Source organism: Streptomyces sp. NBC_00224, assembly GCF_041435195.1.
Taxonomy (GTDB): domain Bacteria; phylum Actinomycetota; class Actinomycetes; order Streptomycetales; family Streptomycetaceae; genus Streptomyces.
The window spans coordinates 6,515,368-6,526,443 of the sequence record NZ_CP108106.1 but is presented as its reverse complement, the minus strand read 5'-3'; the positions used below and the strand labels follow the sequence as shown (position 1 = coordinate 6,526,443).

General features: G+C 72.0%; 11 protein-coding genes. 3 read left to right on the top strand and 8 right to left on the bottom strand.

From position 1 onward, the window contains the following. Positions 1–136 precede the first annotated feature (136 nt). The 7 genes from truB to rimP all read right to left on the bottom strand — a co-directional run bounded on the left by truB (position 137) and on the right by rimP (position 7,146). On the bottom strand, positions 137–1,039 hold the full coding sequence (gene truB / locus OG965_RS29260) for a tRNA pseudouridine(55) synthase TruB (RefSeq protein ID WP_371655026.1): 903 nt from the start codon (positions 1,037–1,039) through the stop codon (positions 137–139). Further along, on the bottom strand, positions 1,036–1,494 hold the full coding sequence (gene rbfA, locus OG965_RS29255; RefSeq protein ID WP_371655025.1) for a 30S ribosome-binding factor RbfA: 459 nt from the start codon (positions 1,492–1,494) through the stop codon (positions 1,036–1,038). The genes truB and rbfA overlap by 4 nt, the downstream gene beginning before the upstream one ends. Before the next feature lie 38 nt (positions 1,495–1,532). Next, entirely contained in the window at positions 1,533–1,826 is a 294-nt protein-coding gene (locus OG965_RS29250) for a DUF503 domain-containing protein (protein WP_283141210.1), read from the bottom strand. Between the two features lie 138 nt (positions 1,827–1,964). Beyond that, positions 1,965–5,099 (bottom strand): translation initiation factor IF-2, encoded by a 3,135-nt coding sequence (gene infB, locus OG965_RS29245; protein ID WP_371655024.1) that lies wholly within the window; start codon positions 5,097–5,099, stop codon positions 1,965–1,967. Positions 5,100–5,244: 145 nt separating this feature from the next. Further along, positions 5,245–5,523 carry a YlxR family protein gene (locus tag OG965_RS29240; protein ID WP_371655023.1) on the bottom strand — a complete coding sequence of 93 codons (279 nt, stop codon included), beginning with the start codon at positions 5,521–5,523 and terminating at the stop codon, positions 5,245–5,247. A 130-nt stretch (positions 5,524–5,653) separates the two neighbouring features. Then, positions 5,654–6,646, bottom strand: coding sequence for a transcription termination factor NusA (gene nusA, locus OG965_RS29235; protein ID WP_371655022.1), 993 nt, complete (start codon positions 6,644–6,646; stop codon positions 5,654–5,656). Positions 6,647–6,648: 2 nt separating this feature from the next. Further along, a complete protein-coding gene (gene rimP / locus OG965_RS29230) occupies positions 6,649–7,146 on the bottom strand; it encodes a ribosome maturation factor RimP (RefSeq protein WP_371655021.1) in 498 nt (165 codons plus the stop codon). Between the two features lie 186 nt (positions 7,147–7,332). On the opposite strand from rimP, the gene OG965_RS29225 reads away from it, so the two are divergent. From OG965_RS29225 to OG965_RS29215, 3 genes are read left to right on the top strand one after another with little or no spacing between them, the layout of a single operon-like run. After that, on the top strand, positions 7,333–7,857 hold the full coding sequence (locus tag OG965_RS29225) for a hypothetical protein (protein ID WP_371655020.1): 525 nt from the start codon (positions 7,333–7,335) through the stop codon (positions 7,855–7,857). Then, positions 7,857–8,288: a ferritin-like domain-containing protein gene (locus OG965_RS29220; protein ID WP_371655019.1), complete on the top strand. Its 432-nt coding sequence runs from the start codon at positions 7,857–7,859 to the stop codon at positions 8,286–8,288. The genes OG965_RS29225 and OG965_RS29220 overlap by 1 nt, the downstream gene beginning before the upstream one ends. An 18-nt stretch (positions 8,289–8,306) precedes the next feature. Continuing rightward, positions 8,307–9,203 carry an aminoglycoside phosphotransferase family protein gene (locus tag OG965_RS29215; RefSeq protein WP_371655018.1) on the top strand — a complete coding sequence of 299 codons (897 nt, stop codon included), beginning with the start codon at positions 8,307–8,309 and terminating at the stop codon, positions 9,201–9,203. Positions 9,204–9,330: 127 nt separating this feature from the next. Here the strand turns inward: OG965_RS29215 and OG965_RS29210 are convergent, their stop codons facing one another. Beyond that, complete coding sequence (locus OG965_RS29210) at positions 9,331–11,031, bottom strand: proline--tRNA ligase (RefSeq protein WP_371655017.1); 1,701 nt, start codon at positions 11,029–11,031, stop codon at positions 9,331–9,333. Between the last annotated feature and the right edge of the window lie 45 nt (positions 11,032–11,076).

Here is an 11,076-nt window from a genome sequence, read left to right as displayed (position 1 = left end):
CTCTTTCACTACGAGCGCCTGCACGCAAGGGTGAAAACACCTGTGGCGGGCTCGCAAGGAGCCCGCCACACGTTTGAAAACCCGGGACGAGTCCCGGCCGCACCCTTCGCAGGCGACCAGATCCGCCGGACAGGCCCTAGCCGAACACCGCCAGGCTCTTCGCCTTGCCGCGCTGGCTCTCGACCAGCGCGAGGAGGCGCTCGCCCGGCCCGTAGACGGCGACCGGCTTGCCGTTGCCGTACGCCTCGGGCATGTCCAGGCGCACCCCGTTCAGCAGGAGCCCCCCGCGCCGCTCGTCGACGTCCCAGCGGGCGAACGCGACGGCGGCCGCCTCGGCGACCGGCATCACCGTCAGCTCCTCCTGGAGCTGGTCGAGCGTGCGCGCCGCGTCCAGGCCGTAAGGGCCGACCCGGGTGCGCCGCAGCGCCGTCAGATGCCCGCCGACGCCGAGCCCGGCGCCTAGGTCACGGGCGAGGGCGCGGATGTACGTACCGGAGGAGCAGACCACGGAGACGACCAGGTCGACGACGGGGGTGCCGTCCTCGGCCACCGCCTCGCGCACGTCGTACACCCGGAACGAGGAGACCGTCACCGGCCGGGCCGGGATCTCGAACTCCTCGCCGCCGCGCACGCGCGCGTAGGAGCGCTTGCCGTCGATCTTGATGGCCGAGACCTTCGACGGGACCTGCATGATGTCGCCGCTCAGCGCCGCGACACCGGCGTCGATGCCCTCGCGGGTCACCTTCGAGGCGTCGGTGGACGAGGTGATCTCGCCCTCGGCGTCGTCGGTGACCGTGTCCTGGCCGAGCCGGATCGTACCGAGGTACTCCTTCTCGGTCAGGGCGAGGTGCCCGAGCAGCTTGGTGGCGCGCTCGACGCCCAGGACGAGCACGCCCGTCGCCATCGGGTCGAGCGTGCCCGCGTGGCCGACCCGGCGGGTCTTCGCGATCCCGCGCATCTTGGCCACGACGTCGTGCGAAGTGAAGCCGGACGGCTTGTCCACGATGACAAGTCCGTCCGGCGTCCGGTTCTGGCTCATTCGGCGGCGGTACCCTCGTCGTCCTCGTCCTCGTCACCGGGCTTCTTGTACGGGTCGGCGTCGCCGGCGTACTTGGCGCCCGAGGAGACCTCGCGCACCGCGGCGTCCGAGGCCCGCGCCTTGTCGAGGAGGTCCTCGATCGTCTTGGCGTTCTCCGGGAGGGCGTCCGCCACGAACGTCAGGGTCGGCGTGAACTTGGTGCCGGCGGCGGCCCCGACCGCGGAGCGCAGGACGCCCTTGGCGCTCTCCAGGCCGGCGGCCGCGCTGGCCCGGTCCTCGTCGTCGCCGTAGACCGTGTAGAAGACCGTGGCCTCCCGCAGGTCGCCGGTGACCCTGGTGTCCGTGATGGTCACGTGCGTACCGAGGCGCGGGTCCTTGACGCCGCGCTGCAGCTTCTGGGCGACCACCTCCCGGATGAGGTCCGCCAGCTTCTTCGCCCGCGCATTGTCGGCCACTGGTCCTTCTCCTTCTTTGCCTTGCTCAAGCTCAGGTTTCAGTCTTCGTCACTGTGAAGCCTGCGTCGTACCGACAGCAGCTCCACCTCGGGCCGGGCGGCGACCATGCGCTCGCACCGGTCGAGTACGTCTGTGAGGTGCCCCGTGTCGCCGGAGACCACCGCCAGGCCGATCTCGGCCCTGCGATGGAGGTCCTGGCCGCCGACTTCCGCCGCGCTCACCGCGTACTTGCGCTGGAGTTCGGCGACGATCGGCCGGACGACGGAGCGTTTTTCCTTCAGCGACCGTACGTCGCCGAGGAGCAGATCGAAGGACAGCGTCCCCACATACATATGTGTCCGGATATCCCGCCGGTCCGGGGTAGATGACCCCGCCAACGACTTGGCGGGGACACCAGAACCGTACACGCAACGGCCGGGGCCGATCGACGGAAATAAGCTCCGTCGACCGGCCCCGACTCAATACGACGATCAGCCGCGCGGCTTCTCGCGCATCTCGTACGTCGCGATGACGTCGTCGATCTTGATGTCGTTGAAGTTTCCGAGGTTGATACCGCCCTCGAAGCCTTCGCGGATCTCGGTGACGTCGTCCTTGAAGCGGCGCAGACCCTCGATGTTGAGGCTCTCCGCGATGACCTTGCCGTCCCGGAGGAGGCGGGCCTTCGTGTTCCGCTTGACCTCGCCGGAGCGGATGAGCACACCCGCGATGTTGCCGAGCTTGGACGAGCGGAAGACCTCGCGGATCTCCGCGGTGCCGAGCTCGACCTCCTCGTACTCCGGCTTGAGCAGACCCTTGAGGGCCGCCTCGATCTCCTCGATGGCCTGGTAGATCACCGAGTAGTAGCGGACGTCGACGCCCTCGCGCTCCGCCATCTGCGCGGCACGGCCGGCCGCACGGACGTTGTAGCCGATGACGATGGCGTCGGAGCCCATCGCCAGGTCGATGTCGGACTCGGTGACCGCACCCACACCGCGGTGCAGGATGCGGATGTCGACCTCTTCACCGACGTCGAGCTGGAGCAGCGAGGACTCAAGAGCCTCCACCGCACCGGACGCGTCGCCCTTGATGATGATGTTGAGGTCCTGGACCAGACCGGCCTTGAGCACCTGGTCGAGGTCCTCAAGGGACACCCGGCGGGTGCGCTTGGCGAACGCCGCGTTGCGCTCACGGGCGGCGCGCTTCTCGGCGATCTGACGGGCCGTACGGTCCTCGTCGACGACCAGGAAGTTGTCGCCGGCGCCCGGGACGTTGGTGAGACCGAGGACGAGGACCGGAGTCGACGGACCCGCCTCTTCCACGTTCTCGCCCTTGTCGTCGAGCATGGCGCGCACTCGGCCGTAGGCGTCACCGGCGACCATCGTGTCGCCGACGCGGAGGGTACCGCGCTGGACGAGGACGGTGGCGACGGCGCCGCGACCGCGGTCGAGGTGGGCCTCGATCGCAATACCCTGCGCGTCCTGCTCCGGGTTGGCCCGCAGGTCGAGCGAGGCGTCGGCGGTGAGGACGACGGCCTCCAGCAGGGAGTCGATGTGCAGACCCTGCTTGGCGGAGATGTCGACGAACATGGTGTCGCCGCCGTACTCCTCGGCCACCAGACCGAACTCGGTCAGCTGACCGCGGACCTTGACCGGGTCCGCACCCTCGACGTCGATCTTGTTGACCGCGACGACGATCGGGACGCCGGCGGCCTTGGCGTGGTTGAGCGCCTCGATCGTCTGCGGCATGACGCCGTCGTTGGCCGCGACCACGAGGATCGCGATGTCGGTCGACTTGGCACCACGGGCACGCATGGCGGTGAACGCCTCGTGACCGGGGGTGTCGATGAAGGTGATCTTGCGCTCTTCACCGTTGACCTCGGTACCGACCTGGTAGGCACCGATGTGCTGGGTGATGCCACCGGCCTCGCCCGCCACGACGTTCGTCTTGCGGATCGCGTCGAGCAGTCGGGTCTTTCCGTGGTCGACGTGACCCATGACGGTGACGACCGGCGGACGCGCCACGAGGTACTCCTCGCCGCCCTCGTCCTCGCCGAACTCGATGTCGAAGGACTCCAGGAGCTCGCGGTCCTCCTCCTCCGGGCTGACGATCTGAACCGTGTAGTTCATCTCGCCGGCCAGCAGGTGCAGCGTCTCGTCGGAGACGGACTGCGTGGCAGTGACCATCTCGCCGAGGTTCATCATCACGGCGACGAGCGACGCCGGGTTGGCGTTGATCTTCTCCGCGAAGTCGGTGAGGGACGCACCGCGCGACAGGCGAACGGTCTCGCCGTTGCCGCGGGGCAGCATCACGCCGCCGACCGACGGGGCCTGCATGGCCTCGTACTCCTGGCGCCTCTGACGCTTCGACTTGCGACCGCGACGGGCGGGCCCGCCGGGACGGCCGAAGGCACCCTGCGTGCCGCCACGGCCACCGGGGCCGCCGGGACGACCGGCGAAGCCGGGACGACCGCCGCCGAAGCCGCCGCCACCACCGGGAGCGCCACCGCCACCGCCGGGACGGCCGCCGAAGCCACCGCCGCCACCGGGACGACCGCCGCCGCCGGGACCTGCCGGACGGCCGGCGAAGCCGCCGCCCGCAGGACGGCCGGCGCCGCCGCCCGGACGGCCACCGGGGCCACCGGGACCACGGCCACCGCCGGGACCGCCACCGGGACGCGGGCCCGCAGCGGGACGCTGCGGCATCATGCCGGGGTTCGGACGGTTACCGCCCGGGGCACCGCCCGGACGCGGGGCGCCGCCCTGCGGCCGGGGCATACCGCCCGGGGTCGGCCGGGGAGCACCCTGGCCCTGCGGACGCGGAGCGCCACCGGGGCCACCCTGCGGACGCGGGGCACCACCGGGGGCACCGGCGCCGCCGTGGCCACCGGCCGGTCGGGGAGCGCCGCCGCCGGGACGGGGCGCCTGCGGGCGCGCCATGCCGGTGGAGCCGCCGGAGGTGAAGGGGTTGTTGCCGGGACGCGGACCGGCCGGACGGGCACCGCCCGGACGCGGGGCGCCCTGGCCCTGCGGACGCGGGGCACCCGGACGGGCACCCTGACGCTCGCCGCCGCCCTGACGCTCGCCGCCACGCTCGCCCTGACCGCCGGAGGCGGCGGGACGGGCGGCCGGACGCGGGCCGGGAGTGGCGCTCGCGGGACGCGGGGCCTGCTGCTGCTGCGGCGCGGGGGCCTGAGCCGCCGGAGCCGAGAACTCGGCCGCGGGGACCGGAGCCGCCGGGGCGGGCTTGGCCGCCGCGGGCTTGGGACCCGGACGCGGGCCGGAGGCCGGCGCCGCGGACGGGGTGCTGCTGCTCTTGGGGGCCTCGGCGGCGGCCGGCTTGGGGGCCGGGGCGCCGGGCTTGGGGGCAGCGGGACGTGCCGCCTGCGCCGGGGAGGGCGCGGCGGGCTTGGCAGGCGTCGCCTTGCGGGGCGCGCTCGGCTTGGCAGCGGACTTGCCGGCGTTGCCACCGGGCCCCTGCAAAGCGTCGGTCAGCTTGCGTACAACCGGCGCCTCGATCGTCGAGGACGCCGAACGGACGAATTCACCGAGTTCTTGGAGCTTGGCCATGACGACCTTGCTCTCAACCCCGAACTCCTTGGCGAGTTCGTATACCCGGACCTTAGCCACTTCGCTCCTTTTAGGTCCGGGTTACCGCCGGACCGTCGCTACTTCATGGGCGTACTCATCGCGTACTCATCGAGTGCTCATCGCAATCTCGACCTACTTCCAACTCGCGAGGTACCTGACCGCACGGTGTTCCGTGCCGTACTTCTTACGGTGCTGCCTGCTCGACGTGCTGACGCACGGCCTCGCTGTCCAGCTGCTCCTTGGCCTTGAAGGCCCGGGAGAGCGCCCGGCGACGGACCGCCAGGTCGAGACAGACCGAGGCGGGGTGAACGTACGCACCCCGGCCGGGCAGCGTACCGCGAGGATCGGGGACGCAAACGCCCTCGACCTCCACGATGCGCAGCAAATCGGTCTTGGCCGCTCGCTCCCGGCACCCCACACAGGTGCGCTCAGGGCATGCGCGGGCATGCGTCCGGCCAGACACGTTTAAGTCTACCTCCCCGTACCGACCTCACCCCTTTGGGGCAAAAATCGAACGGCCGTTGTCCTAAAAGATCGCCATGACGGCAACGGCAGCGGGGCCCGGCCTATTCCCGGACCCCGTGGCCGTCTGTTCAGTCCTGCTCGGCGGGCTGCTCCGTGTCCGGCCTGATGTCGATGCGCCAGCCGGTGAGCCGCGCGGCGAGCCGGGCGTTCTGGCCCTCCTTGCCGATGGCGAGGGAGAGCTGGTAGTCGGGCACGGTCACCCGTGCGGAGCGGGCCGCGAAGTCCACGACCTCGACCCGGGAGACCCGGGCCGGGGAGAGCGCGTTCGCCACCATCTCGGCCGGGTCCTCCGACCAGTCGACGATGTCGATCTTCTCGCCGTGCAGCTCGGCCATGACATTGCGCACCCGGCTGCCCATCGGGCCGATGCAGGCGCCCTTCGGGTTGATCCCCGAGCGCGTCGAACGGACGGCGATCTTCGTGCGGTGACCGGCCTCACGGGCGATGGCGGTGATCTCCACCGAGCCGTCCGCGATCTCCGGGACCTCCAGCGCGAAGAGCTTCTTCACCAGGTTGGGGTGGGTCCGCGACAGCGTCACGGACGGACCGCGCACGCCCTTCGCCACCCGTACGACGTACGTACGAAGGCGCAGTCCGTGCGTGTAGTCCTCGCCCGGGACCTGCTCCTGCACCGGGAGCATGGCCTCCATCTTGCCGATGTCGACCAGGACGTTCTTGGGGTCCTTGCCCTGCTGGACGACGCCCGTGATCACATCGCCCTCGCGCCCGGCGAACTCACCGAAGGTGATGTCGTCCTCGGCGTCGCGCAGCCGCTGCAGGATGACCTGCTTGGCGGTGGTGGCGGCGATCCGGCCGAAACCGGTCGGGGTGTCGTCGAACTCCTTGGCCTCCTGGCCCTCTTCCAGGTCGGCCGGGTCTTCCTTCGCCCACACGGTCACATGACCGTTCTCGCGGTCGAGCTTGACGCGCGCGCGGCGGAAGCTTCCCTCGGTGCGGTGGTAGGCGATGAGGAGGGCCGACTCGATGGCCTCGACCAGCAGGTCGAAGGAGATCTCCTTCTCCCGTACCAAACCCCGCAGGGCACTCATGTCGATGTCCATGGCTACGCCTCCTCTTCCTTCTTGTCCTTGCGGTTGAACTCGATTTCGACGCGCGCCTTGACGATGTCGGTGAACGCGACCCGGCGGGCGGTGGCCTTGCGGCCCTTCACACCCGGCACCTCAAGGTCGAGCCCGTCCTCGTCGGCGTTCAGGATGCGCGCGACCAGCTCTTCGCCCTCGGCGAGGGTGAACCGGGCGAGCCGCCCGGTGGCGCGCACATAGTGGCGCGGCTCGGAGAGCGGGCGCTCGGCGCCGGGCGAGGTGACTTCGAGGACGTACTCCTCGTCACCCATGACGTCGCTCTCGTCGAGCGCGTCGGAGATGTCGCGGCTCAGCTCGGCACAGGTGTCCAGCTCCACGCCCTCGTCGGAGTCGACGACGATCCGCAGCATGCGGCGGCGGCCGGCCCGGGACACCTCGATCTCCTCAAGATCGAGATCCTTCGCGCTGACGAGCGGTTCCAGCAGTCCGCGCAGCCTCTCGCTCTGGGTCGTGCTCATCCGGGTGACTCCTCGGCCGCGTGTGCTGTTGTGGGATCGTCGCGTACGGCATACGTCTGCGCCGTCAGGTCAAAGGGTATCCGGTCCCGGGGGGTGTTGCCGTCCACCTGGAGCGGGGCGCGGGTACGCTCGCCTGCGGTGATCACTTGGCGGCCCCCGGGCCCGGAGCCCACAGGGGAGACCGACGTGCCGGCGACCAGGACGCTGACCTCTCGCAGAGCCGCCCTCGCGGCGACCGGCGCGGCCGCCGCGGCCGGGCTCCTGGCCGCCTGCTCGGACAGTACGGCGCCGGACGCCGACCGCGGCGCGGCGGAGCGGGCCCGCGCGGCGCGGGCCGAGGCCGCCCTGCGCCTGCGCACCTCGGCCGCGAGCGCCGCGCTGCGCGACCGCTACCAGGCGGTGTCGGTACGCCATCCGTTGGTACGGGACCGGCTCGCCCCCTTGCGCGAGGAGGCGGCCCAGCACGCGACGGCGCTCGCGGCCGGCCACGCACAGCAGCCCTCCGCGCCATCCTCCGCACTCCCCGCCGCCGTCCCCGACGACCCCTCCGAGGCGTTGCGGGAGCTGGCGGCGACGGCGCGCCAGGTCTCCGACGCCCACACGGCGGCGCTCACCGGGGCGCCCCCGGAACTCGCCCGGCTGCTGGCCTCGGTCGCGGCGGCGGGCGCGGTCCACGCGTACCTCCTGACCCGGCGGGAGGGCGGCAGCTGATGTCGGCTCTGGAAGCGGCCCAGGCCGCGCTGGCGGCGGAGCACGCGGCGGTGTACGGGTACGGGGTGCTGGGCGGCCGGGTCACCGAGCCGCGCGGGGCCGAGGCCCGGGAGGCGTACGCGGCCCACCGCGCCCGCCGCGACGCGCTCACCCGGACCGTGCGCGACCTGGGCGCCGCGCCGGTCGCGTCGGCGCCCGCGTACAAGCTGCCGTTCCCGGTGCCGGACGCGGCGGCCGCGGTGCGACTGGCGGCGGAGCTGGAGGACCGGGTGGCCGAGGTCTACTCCGATCTCGTCCGGGCGGCCGAGGGGCCGCTGCGCCGGGAGGCCGCGGCCGCGCTGCGGGAGGCGGCGGTGCGGGCGGGGAGGTGGCGGGGCGGCAGCGTAGCCTTTCCGGGGCTCGCCGAACGTCCGGGCCCGACCGGTAGCTGACCAAGGGACGACGCACGCATGGCTTTTGAACCGCCTGAGCGGCTGGTACGCGCGCTCGGCGAGACGTACGGGGACGACGTCGCGGCGCGCTGGCTCGGGCAGCTGCCCGAGCTCGCCGACGCGGCGGTCGCGGGGCGCGGGCTCACGGTGGACCGGGTGCAGGCACCCGGCGGCCGCAGCAGCCTGGTCCTGCTCGTACGGCAGCAGGACGGCACCCCGGCGGCCCTGAAGCTGGCCCCCGCCGAGGCGCGGCCGGAGCTGGAGCGGACGGCCCTGCGGCACTGGAACGGCTGGGGCACGGCGCAACTCCTGGACACGGACGCCGCCGACTCCCTCCTCCTGGAACGCCTGCACCCCGAGGTGTCGTTGCGCTCGCTCCCGGAGGCGAAGGCGCTCCTGGAGGCGGCGGGAACGCTGCGCCGCCTGTGGGTGGAGCCGCCTGCCGCCCACCCCTTCGAGTCCGTCGCCGAACGGACGGAACGTCAGGCGACCCCGATGCGGGGTGTGTTGCCGGACGACGTGGCCGCGCTGGCCGAGGCGGCCCTGACGGCTCGGGACACGCTCACGGCCTCCTCTTCGGAGCACTTCCTCCTCCACGGCAACTTCCGCCAGAGCAAGGTGCTTTCGGGCGAGCGTTCGCCGTGGCTGACGGTGGGCCCGGAGCCGCTGGTGGGCGAACGGGCCTACGACCTGGCCCGCCTGGTCCGCGACCGGGTCGAGGACCTGATCGCGGCCCCGAGCGGCGCGTCGCTGGCGCGGCGCCGGGTGAACAAACTGGCCGACGCACTGGACGTCGACCCGGCCCGCCTGCACGGCTGGACCCTGTTCCGAGCGGTGGAGTCGGGGTTGCGCGCACGAGCGGCGGGCCGCGCCCAGGAGTCGGAGTTGCTGCTGGAGTTCGCGGGGTGGTTGTAGGGGGGCGGGGTTTGCCTGCGGGTGGGTGGGGGCTGGTCGCGCAGTTCCCCGCGCCCCTAAAAGCGGCACCTCCAGCCCTCCGGCTGCCGCCTAAGGGTCGCGGGGAACTGCGCGACCAGCGTGGGGGCTAACCCCGCAGGCGCGCGACCGCCTCCGCCAGAGGCAGCTCCTCCCGCTCCCCCGTACGCCGGTCCTTCAGCTCCAGGACACCCTCCGCGGCCCGCCGCCCCGCCACCAGAATCTTCGGCACGCCCAACAGCTCCGCGTCCGTGAACTTGACCCCGGGCGACACCCCCGCCCGGTCGTCCACCAGCACCCGCAGCCCCGCCGCGGCCAACTGCGCGGCCGCGTCAAGCGCCACCTCGGTCTGGAGCGCCTTGCCCGCCGCCACGACGTGGACGTCCGCGGGCGCGACCTCCGCCGGCCAGCACAGCCCCTGCGAGTCGGCCGTCTGCTCGGCCAGCGCGGCCACGGCACGCGAGACGCCGATCCCGTACGAGCCCATGGTCACCCGCACCGGCTTGCCCTGCTGGCCGAGCACATCGAGCTGGAACGTGTCCGCGTACTTCCGGCCCAGCTGGAAGATGTGCCCGATCTCGATCGCCCGGTCGAGCCGGAGGCCCGCGCCGCACGCGGGGCACGGATCGCCCTCCTGGACGACGACCACGTCGAGGTAGTCGTCGACGTCGAAGTCCCGCCCGCAGACCACGTTGCGCGCATGCGTGTCCGGCCGGTTCGCGCCCGTCACCCACGCCGTGCCCGGCGCCACCCGGGGGTCGGCGATGTAGCGGACCTTGCCCAGGCCCTGCGGGCCGACGTAGCCGCGTACGAGATCGGGCCGGTCCACGAAGTCCTCGGCGGTGACCAGCTCGACGACCGCCGGCGCCAGGTGCTCGCCCAGCTTGCCCAGGTCCACCTCGCGGTCGCCGGGGACCCCGACCGCCACGATCTCGCCGTCCACCTTGACCAGCAGGTTCTTGAGGGTGGCGGAGGCCGGGACGCCCAGGTGGGCCGCCAGGGACTCGATCGTGGGGGTGTCCGGCGTGTCCAGCTCCTCGACCGGTCCGACGCCGGAGGCATCCACGGGCGAGGCCACGAAGGTCACCGCTTCCGTGTTCGCCGCGTACTCGCACGCCGGGCAGTCCACGAAGGTGTCCTCACCGGCGGCGGCCGGAGCCAGGAACTCCTCCGACGCCGAGCCGCCCATAGCGCCCGACACCGCCGAGACGATCCGGTAGTCGAGTCCGAGCCGGGCGAAGATCTTCCGGTACGCCTCGCGGTGCAGCGCGTACGACTCGGCCAGGCCCTCGTCCGTCGTGTCGAACGAGTACGAGTCCTTCATCTGGAACTCGCGCCCGCGCAGCACGCCCGAACGGGGCCGCGCCTCGTCCCGGTACTTGGTCTGGATCTGGTAGAGCATCACCGGCAGGTCCTTGTAGGACGTGCACTGGTCCTTGACGGTCTGGGTGAAGATCTCCTCGTGGGTGGGCCCGAGCAGATAGTCCGCGCCCTTGCGGTCCTTGAGCCGGAACAGCAGGTCGCCGTACTCCTCCCAGCGCCCGCTCGCCTCGTACGCCTCCTTGGGAAGCAGGGCCGGCAGCAGCACCTCCTGGGCGCCGATGGCGTCCATCTCCTCGCGCACGATGTTGGAGATGTTGTCGAGGACCTTCTTGCCGAGCGGCAGCCAGGTCCAGATACCGGCCGCGTTGCGCCGTACGTATCCGGCCCGGACCAGCAGCTTGTGGCTGAGCGTCTCCGCGTCCGCCGGGTCGTCGCGCAATGTCTTGACCATCAGACGGGACATGCGCTGGACCTGGGCGGCTGCCATGGGGTTCTCTCCTGTACGTACACGGGTGGTGTCAGGAGGTTATCC